This window comes from Streptomyces caatingaensis, from assembly GCF_001187435.1.
Taxonomy (GTDB): domain Bacteria; phylum Actinomycetota; class Actinomycetes; order Streptomycetales; family Streptomycetaceae; genus Streptomyces; species Streptomyces caatingaensis.
Map to the genome: position 1 here is coordinate 159180 of NZ_LFXA01000017.1, position 15046 is coordinate 174225.

Genomic DNA, 15046 nt, shown 5'->3' on the forward strand with positions numbered 1-15046 from the left:
CGCGAGGTGTCCTCAGGCGCCGGACGGGCCGGACATCGGCCCGTCCGGCGCCTGAGAACTACCCCACCGCAGCCCCGCTCGACCCGCGCACGACCAGCTCCACCGGCAACTCCCCGGCTCCGTCCGGCACACCGCCCAGCACGGCCATGAGGGCCCGCATCCCCGCCTCTCCCACCGCCTCCGCGGGCAGCCGCACGGTCGTGAGCTCCGGATCCACCGCCGTCGCCAGCGACAGGTCCGTGAAGCCGGTCACCGAGACGTCCGAGGGCACGCGCACGCCCAGCCGCCGCGCCGCCTTGCACGCTCCCGCGGCCAGCATGTCGTCGTCGCAGACGAGGGCGGTCGGGCGGGGACCGGCCGCGGTGAGGACGCGCTCCGCCGCGGCCCGCCCGGCCTCCACGTTCAGGGCCGCCGGCTCCGTCCGTACCAGCACCGCGTCGGGCGCGGCCCGCAGCGCGGCCTCCAGGGCGCGGGCCCGGACGCGGAAGGTCCAGGAGTCGACGTCGGCGGCGAGGTGCGCGAAGCGGCGGTGGCCGAGGCCCAGCAGGTGCCCGACGACCTGCCGCACGCCGTCCGCGATGGCCGGGTTGACCGTCGCCGAGGCGTCCGCGCCGGCCGGGTCGCTGTCGAGCATGACCAGCGGCAGGCCCCCGGCCCGCAGGTCGGCCAGCGCGTCGACGGCCATCGAGGACGCGATGACGCCGTCGATCGCCGAGCGCGCGGAGGCGAAGGGGTCGCGCGCGGGCCCGATGCCCTCGGGGGAGGGGTAGAGCAGGACGCCGACGCCCTGCTCGCCGGCCGCCCGGGCCGCCCCGGCGTAGACGCGGGCGAAGAACTCGTTGGTGAGGGCTGGCACCACGAGCAGCGCGGTGCGCGTGCGCCCGAGCCGCAGGTCGCGGGCGGCGAGATTGGGCCGGTAGCCCAGCTCCCGGGCGGCCGCCCGTACGGCCTCCGCCCGCCGCTCGGAGACCCGCCCGCGCCATTTGTCCCCCATGACCAGGGATACTGTCGCCTGGGAGACGCCGGCCGCGCGGGCCACGTCCCGGCTGGTCGCCCGGGCGGGCGTCGCGTGCGCCCCCCGGACCGTGGGCCACCGCCCGCCGGTCTTCTCGCGCTCCGTCACCGCTGTGACGCCCCCTTCCGCGGCGCGTTCGCCGCTGGACCCGTGAGTTACCGGCATGGTACGTATAACGACCGAGGTTATACGTAAAACCACCACCGAGAGGGACATGATGGCAGCCGGTTACGGCGAGATGCTGAGGACGCGCTACGCGGCACGTCTGCTGACGGGCACCCTGGTGGGCCGCCTGCCCACCGCCACCGCCGCGCTCGCGATCGTGCTGTTCGTCCGCGCCGAGGGCGGCAGCTACACCCTCGCGAGCGCCCTCTCGGCCACCTACGGCGTGGCCAACGCCGTCGGCCAGCCGCTGCTCGGCCGGGCCGTGGACCTGCGCGGGCAGCCCAAGGTCATGCTGCCCGCCGCGCTGCTGTCGGCGCTGGGCATGGGGCTGTTCGCCGTCGTCGGCCTGGAGCCGCTGCCCGTCGGGTACGCCGCGATGATCCTCGCCGGCTTCTTCACCCCGCCGCTGGAGGGCGGCCTGCGGGCCCTGTGGCCGTCCGTCCTCAAGGACGAGGGCCGCATACACGCCGCGTACGCGCTCGACGCCGTCGCGCAGGAAGTGATGTACGCGGCCGGTCCGCTGATCGTGATGCTGCTCGTCCACGAGTGGTCCGCGGCCGCCGCGCTGCTCGTCATCAACGTCCTCGGCCTCCTCGGCGCGCTGGCCGTCGTCACCTCCGCGCCCTCCCGGCAGTGGCGCAGCGAGCCCCGCGAGGCCCACTGGCTGGGCGCGCTGCGTTCGCGCGGGCTGCTGGTCCTGCTCGGCGCCTTCTTCTTCGTCGGCTCGGCCCTCGGGGCCATCAACGTGGCCGCCGTGGCCTACGCCGACCTGCACGGCAGCGAGATGATCTCCAGCTGGCTGCTCTCGGCCCTCAGCGCCGGCGCCCTGGTCGGCGGTGTCGTCTACGGCGCCCGGCAGTGGGCCGGCACCCCGGAGGTCCGGCTCCGGGCGATCATCGGCCTGCTCGCGCTCGGCTACCTGCCGCTGCTGCTCATGCCCGGCGTCATCGCGATGACGGTCCTCGCCGGGGTGGCCGGCATCTTCCTCGCGCCCGCGCTGGCCTGTGCGTTCGTCGTCGTGGACCGGCACGCGCTGCGGGGCACCGCCACCGAGGCGTTCTCCTGGCTGATCACCGCCTTCGGCGTCGGCGCCTCCATCGGCGTGGGCGTCGTCGGCCCGGCCGTCGAGGCCGGCGGTGCCCGGGCGGGCTTCGCGGTCGCGGCCGGAGGCGGCGTGGCGGCGGTGCTCGTCCTGCTCGCCGCCCGGCGCGCGCTGTCCGCTCCCGAGGCCCCGTCGGCCGTCGTCGCGCGGTCGGAAAACGATCGGAACGCCGTCGTCGAACCCGGTTTCAGCGCAGGGCATCAGGCGTAGTGTTCAGGCATGGACCGCCGCATTTTCGGGCTGGAGAACGAGTACGGCGTCACGTGCACCTTCAGGGGACAGCGCCGGCTGTCCCCTGACGAAGTGGCGCGGTACCTCTTCCGTCGTGTCGTTTCCTGGGGCCGCAGCAGCAATGTCTTCCTGCGCAACGGCGCCCGTCTCTACCTCGATGTGGGATCGCACCCGGAATACGCAACGCCGGAGTGCGACAACGTGACCGAGCTGGTCACCCACGACAAGGCGGGCGAGCGCATTCTCGAGGGCCTGCTCGTCGACGCCGAACGCCGCCTGCACGAGGAGGGCATCGCGGGCGACGTCTACCTCTTCAAGAACAACACCGATTCGGCGGGGAACTCCTACGGCTGTCACGAGAACTATCTCGTGGCCAGACACGGGGAGTTCTCCCGTCTCGCGGACATCCTCATCCCGTTCCTGGTCACCCGGCAGCTGATCTGCGGAGCCGGGAAGGTCCTCCAGACGCCGCGCGGCGCCGTCTACTGCGTCAGCCAGCGCGCCGAGCACATCTGGGAGGGCGTCAGCTCCGCCACCACCCGCTCGCGCCCCATCATCAACACCCGGGACGAGCCGCACGCCGACGCCGAGCGCTACCGCCGCCTCCACGTCATCGTCGGCGACTCCAACATGTCGGAGACCACGATGCTCCTCAAGGTCGGCGCCACCGACCTCGTGCTGCGCATGATCGAGGCCGGCACCGTGATGCGCGACCTGACGCTGGAGAACCCCATCCGGGCCATCCGCGAGGTCAGCCACGACACCACCGGCCGGCGCAAGGTCCGCCTCGCCAGCGGCCGCGAGGCCTCGGCCCTGGAGGTCCAGCAGGAGTACTACGAGAAGGCCGTGGACTTCTGCGAGCGCCGCGGCATCCGCACCGGCACCGTCGAGCGCGTCCTGGAGCTGTGGGGCCGCTCCCTGGAGGCGATCCGCGACGAGGACCTGGACCGGATCTCCACCGAGATCGACTGGGTGATGAAGTATCAGCTCATCGAGCGTTACCGCACCAAGAACAACATCAGCATGTCCCACCCGAGGGTGGCCCAGATAGACCTGGCCTACCACGACATCCACCGCCGCCGGGGCCTGTACTACCTGCTGGAGCGGCGCGGCCAGGCGGCCCGGGTGTGCAACGACCTGAAGATCTTCGAGGGCAAGTCCGTCCCCCCGCAGACCACCCGGGCACGGCTGCGCGGCGACTTCATCCGCCGGGCCCAGGAGCAGCGCCGGGACTTCACCGTCGACTGGGTGCACCTCAAGCTCAACGACCAGGCGCAGCGCACCGTGCTGTGCAAGGACCCGTTCCGGTCGGTCGACGACCGGGTGGAGAAGCTGATCGCCGGAATGTGAGCGGCCGCGGATCCGGTGCGCCGGGGCGCCGTCCCCGGCGCACCGCCGTGTCGCGGGGGAGCGGACGGGGCGGGCACAGGCCGTAGAGTGGCGGGCACTGTTCAGCCACCCCCTAGCCCGAGTTGGACCGATGCTGCGATTCACCGCGGGACGAACCCCGCACCCCCGTCCCCGTCCGAGGAGTACGCACCGGACGTCGTCCCGTCTGGCGACCGCGCTGGCCGTGCCCGTCCTGCTGCTGGGCGCCGCCGCGTGCGGGTCCGACAACGGCGGCGGTTCGGGCTCCAGTTCTCCCTCCGCCTCCGCCTCCGGCAACGGCTCGGCCGCGGCCGGTTCCGGGAAGGTCTCGGTGCAGGGTGCCTTCGGGCAGGAGCCGAAGATCACGGTGGCCAAGGGCGCGAAGGCGCCTGACGAGATCAAGTTCAACACGGTGACCGAGGGCAAGGGCGCCCCGGTGGCCAAGGGCGACTTCGTCATCTTCGACTACGCGGTGCAGACCACCCGGGAGGGCACGACGCCGGAGGGCTCGTGGGCCCAGGTGCCGGGCGCCCCCAAGGGGCCGCGCCGTTCGATGGTGCAGCAGGTGGGCGGAAACGGTTCGGTGCCCTCTGCGGTGTTCGACAAGCTGGTGGGCCACAAGGCCGGCAGCCGCGTGTGGGCCGAGGGCAGCGTCAAGACGATGTACGGCGCCCAGCTCCCGCAGAACGGGCTCAACCCCGACGACGGGCTGATCTGGGTCATCGACGTGGTGAACACGGCGAAGATCGACCCGAAGGGGGAGGCCAAGGGCGAGCAGGCCAAGCCCGAGGCGGGCATGCCGGAGGTCAGGGCCGAGTCGGGCAAGGCCGCCGAGATCACCGTTCCCAAGGGGGAGAAGCCCCCGAAGGAGCTCAAGGAGCAGGTGCTCATCAAGGGCGACGGCCCGGAGCTCAAGGCCGGTGACGGTCTGGTCGGCCAGTACACGGGCGTGCTGTGGGACGGCGGCAAGAAGTTCGACGCGTCCTGGGACCACAAGCCGACGCCCGGTGCCACGGGCTTCCAGATCGGCACCTCCTCGGTGATCGCCGGCTGGGACAAGGCCCTGGTCGGCAAGCACGTCGGCGACCGCGTCCTGCTGGTCGTCCCGCCGGAGCTGGCCTACGGCGACAACCCGCCGCCGGGCAGCGGCATCCCGGCCGGGGCCACGCTGGTCTTCGTCGTGGACATCGTGGGCAAGGTCTGATCGCCGATCTGCGAAACTTGCACGGTTGTCCGCAGAATCCGTTCGTAGGAGCACTTACGTGAACATCGAGAAGCCCGAGATCGACTTCCCCGAGGGTCCGGCCCCGACCGACCTGGAGATCGTCGACCTCTGGGAGGGCGACGGCGCGGTGGCCAAGGCCGGCGACTTCGTCAAGGTCCACTACGTGGGCGTCGCCTACTCCACCGGTGAGGAGTTCGACGCGAGCTGGAACCGCGGCCGTCCGCTGGAGTTCAAGCTGGGCGCCGGCCAGGTCATCGAGGGCTGGGACAAGGGCATCCAGGGCATGAAGGTCGGCGGCCGCCGCCGGCTGACCATCCCGGCCCACCTCGCGTACGGCGAGCGCGGCGCCGGCGGCGGTGTCATCGCCCCGGGCGAGACGCTGATCTTCGTCTGCGACCTGATGGGCGTCTGAGGTCCCGCAGCGCCTTCCCGAGGGCCCGCGCCTGGTGCGCGGGCCCTCGGCTTTTGCCGTGTGACGCGTGAGCGGTACGGTCATCGGTTGAAAGAACATGAGAAGAGGGCGAGAGGGCGTCGATGGCGATTGCCAAGGCCGAGCGGCTGATGAACCTGGCGCTGTGCCTGCTGGGGACGCGACGTCCGCTCAGCAAGCGGGAGTTGCGGGCGTCCATCGAGGCATACGTTGAGGCCTTCGGCCGGGGGGATGGGGCGGCCTTCGGCCGGGGGAACGGCGCGGCGGCGTCGGGTGCCGACGCCCGGGACGCCGGCGGCGGCAGCGAGGACGCCTTCAACCGCATGTTCGAGCGGGACAAGGAGGACCTCCGCGAGCTCGGCCTGATCATCGAGACCGTCGAGGGCGCCGACGGCGAGACCGGCTACCTGGCCCGCCGCGACAGCAACCGCCTCCCCCCGATCACCCTGGACGCCGAGGAGGCCGCGGCCCTGGGCCTGGCGGCCAAGGTCTGGCAGCAGGCCCGGCTCGCGGCCGCGGCCAGCGGCGCCCTGCAGAAACTGCGCGCGGCCGGCATGCCCGAGGCGGAGGACGCGTACGAGGGCCACGGCGCCCTGGAGACCCGCATCCCCGTCCACGAGGCCGCGTTCGAGCCGCTGATGCTCGCCGCCCGCGACCGCCGTCCCGTCGTCTTCGACTACCGCAAGGCCAACGCCGCCCGGCCCGAGCAGCGGCACGTCGAGCCGTGGACGCTGGAGTGCTGGCGCGGCCACTGGTACCTCGCGGGCTGGGACCGCGACCGCGGCGCCGAGCGCGTCTTCCGGCTCTCCCGGATCACCGGCAAGGTCCGCTCCCGCGCCCTGCCGTTCACCGCGCCCGTCCCCGACCACGTCACCGTCCGCGAGACCGTCGAGACCTGGGCGGGCGAGACGGCCACCGGCACCGCCCGGATCAAGGTCCGGGCCGGGCACGGCTATCCGCTGCGCGCCCGCGCCACCGCGCTGCACGACCTCGGCGACGGCTGGGACGAGCTGGAGATCCCGTACGGGCACGGGCTCGACGCCTGGCTCGTCGAGTTCGGCCCGGACGTGGTCGTCCTGGAACCCGCCGAGCTGCGGGACGGCGTACTCGACCGGCTGCGTGCCGTGGCCAAGGGCTGACAAGGGAACGGGGAGACGGACTTCTCATGGCCGGAAACGCCATCGACCAGACGCGCCGCATGCTGTCCCTGGTCACCTATCTGCGCGAGCGCCCGGGCGCCCGCGTCGCCGACGTCGCGCGCGCCTTCGGCATCACCGAGGACGAGCTGATCGGCGACCTCGACGTCCTGCCGATGTGCGGCACCAGCTTCCGCGGCGGCGACCTGCTGGACATCGACACCGACGGCGACCGCATCTGGTGGCACAACCCGGACGCGTCCGGCACCAGCACCGGCGAGCCGCTGCGGCTGGCCGCCGACGAGGCCACCGCGCTGCTCGTCGCCGCCCGCGCGGTGGCCACCCTGCCGGGGCTCAGGGAGAGCGACCGGAACGCGCTCGTCCGGGCCACCGCCAAGATCGAGGCCGCCGCCGGGGAGGCGGCCGGCGCCAGCTCGCGGCTCTCGGTGACCTTCGAGTCCGAGGGCGGGGTCTTCGCCGACGTCGACCGGGCCATCGCCGAGCGCCGCCGGCTGTGGGTGCGCTACTACTCGCCCGCCCGCGACGAGCTCACCGAACGCGAGGTGGACCCCATCCGGCTCTTCGCCGTCGGGCACACCTATATGGAGGCCTGGTGCCGGCTCTCCGAGGCCCGCCGCACCTTCCGCCTCGACCGGGTGGCCGAGATCCGGCTGCTCGACGAGCCCGCCGACCCGCCGCCGGTCGAGCCGCGCGACCTGTCGGCCGGGCTGGTGCAGCCCGCCGCCGAGGACCCCGAGGTCGTCGTCGAGGTGGGGCCGGGCGGCCGCTGGGTCGCCGAGTACTACCCGCACGACAGCGCCGAGGAGCTGCCCGACGGCGGCCTGCGCATCACGCTGCGCACCCCCGACCCGGCCTCCCTGCGCCGGCTGGCGCTGCGGCTGGGCCGCGACGGCCGGATCGTCTCCCCGCCGGAGCTGGCCGCGAGCGCCCGGGAGGCGGCGCGCGAGGCCCTCGCGGCGTACGGCGAGTGAGGAGGGGGAGCGGGCGCGTGAGGGACGCCATGGACACGGCGGTGTTCAAGGCCGCCTGCCCCGACTGCCGGGGCTGCTTCGAACTGGCGGCGGGGGCGCTGCGGCTGGCGATCGGCGGCAGCCGGCGCACCACGTTCTACTCGTTCACCTGCCCGGACTGCGGCGCGGCCGTCCGCAAGCCGGCGGGGGAGCGGATCGTCGAGCTGCTGACCGGCGGCGGGGTGCGCACCCTGCGGCTGCACTCGACCGCCTGACGTCCCGCTCCGTCCGCCCCGGTAGGTTGGCCCCCATGCTCTACCCCATGCTCGCCGTCGTCCTCGCCTTCTGCGGCATCGCCGTCCTCGGCGTCCTCGCCGCCCGTGTCCTGGCGGAAGTGCGGCGGCTGGCGCGGCAGGTGGAGGAGAGCTCGCGGCGGATCACCCGGGCGACCGAGGACCTCGAACGGGCCGCGGTGCCGCTCGCGGCGGAGGCCGCCCGAGTCGCCGCCGACCGGCCCCTGCTGCACCGGGAGGGCTGACGGTACGCTGGGGCGGGTGACCCTGCCGACGAAGCGGAGGGTCGCAGGCCGGAACAGCGGGAACGACGCGCGGGCATTGCCCGGCGTTCACCCCTGCGCGTTACGATCGCTGCCGGTACGAACGGTGGACAAGTCCCACCGGTCGTGCGCTCCACACCCCATACCGCTTCGGTGAGAAGGTAAACGCTTATGTTGTTCGGACGGCTCGGGGCCCCCGAGATCATCCTCATTCTCGTCGTTGTCGTGCTGCTGTTCGGCGCCAAGAAGCTCCCCGACATGGCGCGTGCCCTCGGCAAGTCCGCCCGCATCCTCAAGAGCGAGGCCAAGGCGATGAAGTCGGAGGGCGGCCAGGCGCAGTCCGCGCCGGCCGACACGTCCGCCGGTGCGCAGGCCGAGGCCCCGCGTACGATCAAGGCCGCTCCCGGCGACGTGACCTCCCGGCCGGTCCAGGAGCCGGCCGACCGTACGACGCAGCGCTGAAACACCGGATCAGTCGCGGTTAGCCGCACCGCACGAGATAGGGACGTGGGTTGCCCAAGTCTGCCCGCAAGAAGGTGAAGGACCCCGAGGGGCGGATGCCGCTCGCGGAGCACCTCCGTGAGCTGCGCAACCGGCTGGCGAAGTCGGTCGCCGCGATCGTGGTCGTCGCTGTCGCGGCGTGCTTCTACTACATGGACATCATCGATGTCTTCAAGCACCCGATCGAGCAGTCGATCGGCTGTGACGTCTCCCTGTCGCAGATACTCAAGGGCGGCAAGGAGACGCAGGCGACCTGTGCCACGCTGACGATGTCGGGCCTGATGAAGCCCTTCTCCCTCATGGTCAAGGTCTCGCTGGTGTCCGGCCTCGTGATCTCCAGCCCGGTGTGGCTCTACCAGCTGTGGGCCTTCCTCGCGCCCGGTCTGCACCGCAACGAGAAGAAGTACGCGCTGAGCTTCGTCGCGGCCGGTGTCCCGCTCTTCGCCGCGGGTGCCTGGTTCGCCTACGCCATCCTCCCCGCGGCCTCGCAGGTCCTCATCGACTTCACGCCGAAGGGCGTCAACAACCTCCTGCCGCTCGACGAGCTCATCGACCTCATCGTGCGCCTGGTCCTGGTCTTCGGCCTCTCCTTCGAACTGCCGCTGCTGCTCATGCTGCTCAACTTCGGCGGCATCCTCACCGGCCGCCGGATGCTCGGCTGGTGGCGCGGCATGATCATGGGCGTCACGGTCTTCGCCGCCGTGGCCACGCCCACGGTCGACCCCTTCTCGATGTTCATGCTCGCCGGCCCGATCATCGCCCTCTACTTCATCGCCGTCGGCATCGCCCTCCTCAACGACAAGCGCAAGGTCCGGGCCAACCCCGACCGTCTGCTCGACGACGACGAGGCCGCCCCGCTGGACCTGACCCCCGAACCGGTCGGCGACGTGGAGCCGCTGCCCGCCCGCGAGGGCCACAACGGGACGCCCGTCCACCGCTCCGGGTACGACGACGTCACGTGACGACCGGCCCTGCCCGGCACGACCGGGTAGGGTCCGCGCGTGACCGCCGACATCACGCTCTTCGTCAACCCCGCGGCCGGGCGCGGCCGCGGGGTCCGGGCCGTCGGGCCCGCGGCCCGGGTCCTGCGCGACGCCGGGTACGCCGTCCGCACCGTACTGGGCACCGACGCCGCCGACGCCCTGCGCCGCGCCCGCGAGGCGGTGGCCGGCGGCGCGGGCGCGCTGGTCGCGGTCGGCGGGGACGGTCTCGTCTCGCTCGCCCTGCGGGCGGTCGCGGGGACGGAGGTACCGCTGGGCGTCGTGGCCGTGGGCACCGGCAACGACTACGCCCGCGCCAACGGCCTCCCCGTGCGCGACCCGGCCGCCGCCGCCCGGCTGATCGCCCGCTCCCTCAAGGAGGACGGCGGCCGGCCCCTCGACCTCGGCCGCACCGGCGACGGCACGTACTTCGGCACCGTCCTCGCGTCCGGCCTGGACTCCCGCGTCAACGACCGCGGCAACCGCATGCGCCTGCCCGTCGGCGGCCTGCGCTACGACCTCGCGCTCGTCGCCGAGCTCGCCGCCCTGCGGACCGTCCCCTACCGGCTGCGGCTCGACGACGGGCCCGTGCGGGAGGTGGAGGCCACGCTGATCGCCGTCGGCAACGGCAGCTCCTACGGCGGCGGGATGCGGATCTGCCCCGGCGCCCGCGCGGACGACGGGCTCTTCGACGTCACCGTCGTCGGCCCGTGCCGCCGCGGCACCCTGCTGCGGGTCTTCCCCCGCGTCTACCGGGGGACGCACCTCTCCCACCCCGCCGTCTCCGTCCTCCGTGCGGCGCGAGTGACGCTGGAGGCACCCGGGGCGACCGGCTACGCGGACGGGGAGCCGCTCGGGCCGCTGCCGGTCACCGCCGAGACCGTGCCGGGGGCCGTGCGGCTGCTGGGGGCTCGCTAAAGATCAGGTGGCTGTCCGGGGGCACCGGTAGGCTCGTAGACAAGATGACCGAGGACATGTCCCCTGCTGAGCGCTACGCCCTGGCGAAGCGGCGCGCCGCGGAGCAGGCCACCGCGCTGGCCCCCTTCCGCGAGATGTACGACTTCGAGCTGGATCCCTTCCAGATCGACGCCTGCAAGGCCCTGGAGGCCGGAAAGGGCGTGCTGGTCGCGGCGCCGACCGGCTCCGGCAAGACCATCGTCGGCGAGTTCGCCGTCCACCTGGCCCTCACGCAGGGCCGCAAGTGCTTCTACACCACGCCGATCAAGGCGCTGTCCAACCAGAAGTTCAACGACCTCGTCAGGCGTTACGGCGAGGGCAGGGTCGGTCTGCTGACCGGCGACAACAGCATCAACGCCGACGCCCCGGTGCTCGTGATGACCACCGAGGTCCTGCGCAACATGCTCTACGCGGGTTCCCAGGCGCTGGCCGGCCTGGGCTATGTGGTGATGGACGAGGTCCACTACCTCTCCGACCGCTTCCGCGGCGCCGTCTGGGAAGAGGTGATCATCCACCTCCCCGATTCGGTGACCCTGGTGTCCCTGTCCGCCACCGTCTCCAACGCCGAGGAGTTCGGCGACTGGCTGGACACCGTCCGCGGCGACACGGAGGTGATCGTCTCCGAGCACCGGCCCGTCCCGCTGTGGCAGCACGTGCTGGCCGGCCGCCGGATGTACGACCTCTTCGAGGAGAAGAACGGCCGTACCGGCACGCCCGGTTCGGGCCGCCGCGAGGTCAACCCCGACCTGGTGCGCCTGGCCCGGATGGAGAACAGCCGCCCGTTCGGCCGCGACCGCCGCCGCGGCAAGATGCTGCGCGAGGCCGACCGCGAGCGCGAACGCCGCGAGCGCAGCCGTATCTGGACGCCCAGCCGGGTCGAGGTGATCGAACGGCTCGACGCCGAGGGCCTGTTGCCCGCCATCACCTTCATCTTCAGCCGCGCCGGCTGCGAATCGGCCGTCCAGCAGTGCCTGTACGCCGGGCTGCGGCTCAACGACGACGAGGCGCGCCGCCGGGTCCGCGAGATCGTCGAGGAGCGCACGGCCGCCATCCCCGACGAAGACCTGCACGTCCTGGGCTACTTCGAGTGGCTGGAGGGGCTGGAGCGGGGCATCGCCGCGCACCACGCCGGCATGCTGCCGACCTTCAAGGAGGTCGTCGAGGAGCTCTTCGTCAAGGGCCTGGTCAAGGCGGTGTTCGCCACCGAGACCCTGGCCCTGGGCATCAACATGCCCGCCCGCTCGGTGGTGTTGGAGAAGCTCGTCAAGTGGAACGGCGAGCAGCACGCCGACATCACCCCCGGCGAGTACACCCAGCTGACCGGCCGGGCCGGCCGGCGCGGCATCGACGTCGAGGGGCACGCGGTCGTCCTGTGGCAGCGCGCCATGGACCCGGGCGCGCTCGCCGGCCTGGCCGGCACGCGGACGTATCCGCTGAGATCCAGCTTCAAGCCGTCGTACAACATGGCGGTCAACCTCGTCGCGCAGTTCGGCCGGCACCGCTCGCGGGAGCTGCTGGAGACCTCGTTCGCCCAGTTCCAGGCGGACCGCTCGGTCGTCGGCATCTCGCGGCAGGTGCAGCGCAACGAGGAGGGCCTGGCCGGCTACCGCGAGGCGATCACCTGTCACCTCGGCGACTTCGAGGAGTACGCGGCGCTGCGGCGCGAGCTCAAGGAGCGCGAGACGGAGCTGGCCAAGCAGGGCGCCGCGCAGCGCCGGGCCGCCGCGGCCGCCTCGCTGGAGAAGCTCAAGCCCGGCGATGTCATCCACGTGCCGACGGGCAAGTTCGCCGGGCTCGCGCTGGTGCTGGACCCGGGGCTGCCCGGGCGCGCCGACCGGCACCGCGGCTTCGACGCGTACGACGGGCCGCGCCCGCTCGTGCTCACCGCCGAGCGGCAGGTCAAGCGGCTGGCGGCGATCGACTTCCCGGTGCCCGTGGAGCCGCTGGAGCGGATGCGCATCCCGCGCACCTTCAACCCGCGCAGCCCGCAGTCGCGGCGCGACCTGGCGTCCGCGCTGCGCACCAAGGCGGGGCACATCGTGCCGGAGCGGCACCGCAAGGCCCGCTCGGCCGCCGCGGACGACACCGGGATCTCCCGGCTGCGCGCGGCGATCCGCGCGCACCCCTGCCACGGCTGCGACGAGCGCGAGGACCACGCGCGCTGGGCCGAGCGCTACCACCGGCTGCTGCGCGACACCCGCCAGCTGGAGCGCCGCATCGAGGGCCGGACGAACACCATCGCCCGCACCTTCGACCGCATCTGCGCGCTGCTGACCGACCTGGACTACCTGCGCGGCGAGGAGGTCACCGAGCACGGCCGGCGGCTGGCCCGGCTCTACGGCGAGCTGGACCTGCTCGCCTCGGAGTGCCTGCGCGAGGGCGTATGGGAGGGTCTGGGCCCGGCCGACCTGGCGGCCTGCGCCTCGGCCCTGGTCTACGAGGCCCGGGCGGCCGACGAGGCCGTGGCCCCCAAGCTGCCCTCCGGCGCGGCGAAGGCGGCGCTCGGCGAGATGGTCCGCATCTGGGGCCGTCTCGACGCCCTGGAGGAGGAGCACCGCATCAAGGCCGCCGAGGGCGTGGGCCAGCGCGAGCCCGACCTCGGCTTCGCCTGGGCGGCCCACCAGTGGGCGTCCGGCCGCGGCCTGGACGAGGTGCTGCGCGAGATCGAGATGCCCGCCGGCGACTTCGTCCGCTGGTGCAAGCAGCTCATCGACGTCCTCGGGCAGATCGCCGCGGCCGCCCCCCACGGCAGCCCCGTGGCGCGCAACGCCCGCAAGGCGGTCGACGGGCTGCTGCGCGGAGTCGTGGCGTACTCGTCGGTGGGCTGAGGCCGTCGGCCCGACGGAGCGGGCGGTGGCAGCCACCGCCCGCTCCGCCCACCGCGGGGGCTTTCGTCAGCCGGAGATCTGCTTCGGCTTCGAGCCGCCGCTGATCTCGATCTTCCGCGGCTTGGACTCCTCGGCCACCGGGATGCGGACCGTCAGCACACCCGCGTCGTACGACGCCTCGATCCGCTGCGTGTCCAGGCTCTCGCCGAGGAACAGCTGCCTGCTGAACGTGCCGGAGGGCCGCTCCGACGCGATCGGCTCCGCCCCTTCGGGCACCGGCGAGCGCCGCTCGGCGTGCACGCCGAGCACGTTCCGCTCGACGTCGAGGTCGATGGACTCGGGGTCGACGCCCGGCAGGTCGAAGTGGACCACGAACTCGTCACCGGAGCGGTAGGCGTCCATCGGCATGGCCGCGGGCCGTGCCGTCGTGCCGAACAGCTGCTGGGCCAGCCGGTCGAAGTCGCGGAACGGGTCGGTGCGCATGAGCATCACGGGTCATCTCCTTCCGTGCGTCCTTCTCTGGCGGATGCCCTCTCCTTCCTCGTGTATAGCTCGGCTGAGGAAAGTTGACAAGAGGGGGCTCAAGATTTCTCCGGAGAGGGTTACCAGGTGTCCGCCTCGCGCTCGCGCCTGCGGCGGCGGGCCACCAGGAAGTAGGTCACGGAGGCCGCCACCAGGGCGGCCGCGGAGGAGACGCCGATCACCGCGGCGGTGCCGAAGCCGGAGCCGCCGTCGTGGCCGGCGCCGGAGTCCTCGTCGGGGGCCGTCTCGCTGGTGCGGTCGACGACCTCCTTGTAGGAGCGGGGGCCCGCGCAGAAGTCGCGCTGGGCCGGGTCCATGGCCTTGGGGACGGTGAGCCGGACCGAGGCGAGGGGCGAGTCGGTGTCGTCGTCCGCCGTCAGGTCCACCGCGTAGGTGCCGGGCTGGATGTCGCAGCGCACCATGCCGGCGAGCCGGGTCCACCGGCCTTTGCCCTTGCCCTCCTTGAAGCGGTCGGTGGCGCGCTTGACGGGCGTCACGAAGGCGGGGGAGCGCAAGGTGAGGGCGTCGTGGGCGTCGAGCGTGGTGCGGTCGGCCGTGATGGTGAAGACGGCCTCGCTGCCGCGCTGCGGCGCGCGGCCGGGGTCGGGGGAGAGCTCCAGGCCGGGGACCTCGGCGGGCGGCGCAGCGTCGTCGCACGCGGCCGCCGCGGTGCCGGTCACCGTCAGCCGGGTCTCGGCGGCCGGCTTCTTCGCGCCGTCGAGGCGGACCGTCAGCGGATACGCCCCGGGCCGGGCCCCGCAGCGCACCCGCGCCTGGGTGTGGATGACCGCTTCGTCCGCCTTGTTGTGGCCGAAGTGCCGCTTGGTGATCTCGACCCCGCGGCTCAGGGCGGGCGACTCGACCAGGACGCGGGAGGTGTGGTCCGCGACCTCGTCGCGGAGGGAGACGGTGAGGTCGACGGTCCCGCCGGGCCGCGCGGGGTCGGGCTGGTTGACGACGGTGTCGTCGAAGTCGGCCGCGGCCGTGGCGGCGGAACCGAGCAGCAGCGCCGCCGCGGTCAGACCGGCGAGGGATATCCGTGCGGGTGAAGGCATGGGC

General features: G+C 73.0%; 15 protein-coding genes. 12 read left to right on the top strand and 3 right to left on the bottom strand.

Annotated features, from left to right (window positions below):
* Positions 1-58: 58 nt before the first annotated feature.
* On the bottom strand, positions 59-1039 hold the full coding sequence (locus AC230_RS23075) for a LacI family DNA-binding transcriptional regulator (protein WP_049718833.1): 981 nt from the start codon (positions 1037-1039) through the stop codon (positions 59-61).
* A 193-nt stretch (positions 1040-1232) separates the two neighbouring features.
* Here AC230_RS23075 and AC230_RS23080 point away from each other — a divergent pair, with 193 nt between their 5' ends.
* The 12 genes from AC230_RS23080 (at position 1233) to AC230_RS23135 (ending at position 13465) form a co-directional block, all read left to right on the top strand.
* Positions 1233-2492: an MFS transporter gene (locus AC230_RS23080; RefSeq protein ID WP_049718834.1), complete on the top strand. Its 1260-nt coding sequence runs from the start codon at positions 1233-1235 to the stop codon at positions 2490-2492.
* 9 nt (positions 2493-2501) lie between these two features.
* Complete coding sequence (gene pafA, locus AC230_RS23085; protein ID WP_049718264.1) at positions 2502-3863, top strand: Pup--protein ligase; 1362 nt, start codon at positions 2502-2504, stop codon at positions 3861-3863.
* 130 nt (positions 3864-3993) lie between these two features.
* Positions 3994-5085, top strand: a complete 1092-nt coding sequence (locus tag AC230_RS23090) for an FKBP-type peptidyl-prolyl cis-trans isomerase (protein WP_078871513.1) — start codon at positions 3994-3996, stop codon at positions 5083-5085.
* A gap of 58 nt (positions 5086-5143) precedes the next feature.
* Positions 5144-5518 carry an FKBP-type peptidyl-prolyl cis-trans isomerase gene (locus AC230_RS23095; RefSeq protein ID WP_049718265.1) on the top strand — a complete coding sequence of 125 codons (375 nt, stop codon included), beginning with the start codon at positions 5144-5146 and terminating at the stop codon, positions 5516-5518.
* A gap of 122 nt (positions 5519-5640) precedes the next feature.
* Complete coding sequence (locus tag AC230_RS23100) at positions 5641-6675, top strand: helix-turn-helix transcriptional regulator (RefSeq protein ID WP_049718266.1); 1035 nt, start codon at positions 5641-5643, stop codon at positions 6673-6675.
* A gap of 26 nt (positions 6676-6701) precedes the next feature.
* Entirely contained in the window at positions 6702-7664 is a 963-nt protein-coding gene (locus AC230_RS23105; protein WP_049718267.1) for a helix-turn-helix transcriptional regulator, read from the top strand.
* 29 nt (positions 7665-7693) lie between these two features.
* Positions 7694-7918, top strand: a complete 225-nt coding sequence (locus AC230_RS23110) for a hypothetical protein (protein WP_049718268.1) — start codon at positions 7694-7696, stop codon at positions 7916-7918.
* Positions 7919-7953: 35 nt separating this feature from the next.
* Positions 7954-8181 (top strand): hypothetical protein, encoded by a 228-nt coding sequence (locus tag AC230_RS23115; RefSeq protein WP_049718269.1) that lies wholly within the window; start codon positions 7954-7956, stop codon positions 8179-8181.
* 192 nt (positions 8182-8373) lie between these two features.
* Positions 8374-8661 carry a Sec-independent protein translocase subunit TatA gene (gene tatA / locus AC230_RS23120; RefSeq protein WP_049718836.1) on the top strand — a complete coding sequence of 96 codons (288 nt, stop codon included), beginning with the start codon at positions 8374-8376 and terminating at the stop codon, positions 8659-8661.
* A gap of 50 nt (positions 8662-8711) precedes the next feature.
* Positions 8712-9662: a twin-arginine translocase subunit TatC gene (gene tatC / locus AC230_RS23125; RefSeq protein ID WP_049718270.1), complete on the top strand. Its 951-nt coding sequence runs from the start codon at positions 8712-8714 to the stop codon at positions 9660-9662.
* 39 nt (positions 9663-9701) lie between these two features.
* Positions 9702-10598, top strand: a complete 897-nt coding sequence (locus AC230_RS23130; protein WP_049718271.1) for a diacylglycerol kinase — start codon at positions 9702-9704, stop codon at positions 10596-10598.
* A gap of 44 nt (positions 10599-10642) precedes the next feature.
* Complete coding sequence (locus AC230_RS23135) at positions 10643-13465, top strand: DEAD/DEAH box helicase (RefSeq protein WP_049718272.1); 2823 nt, start codon at positions 10643-10645, stop codon at positions 13463-13465.
* Between the two features lie 66 nt (positions 13466-13531).
* On the opposite strand, the gene AC230_RS23140 is transcribed toward AC230_RS23135, so the two are convergent.
* On the bottom strand, positions 13532-13954 hold the full coding sequence (locus AC230_RS23140) for an Hsp20/alpha crystallin family protein (RefSeq protein WP_049718273.1): 423 nt from the start codon (positions 13952-13954) through the stop codon (positions 13532-13534).
* Positions 13955-14067: 113 nt separating this feature from the next.
* On the bottom strand, positions 14068-15042 hold the full coding sequence (locus tag AC230_RS23145) for a hypothetical protein (RefSeq protein ID WP_049718274.1): 975 nt from the start codon (positions 15040-15042) through the stop codon (positions 14068-14070).
* Positions 15043-15046: the final 4 nt, after the last annotated feature.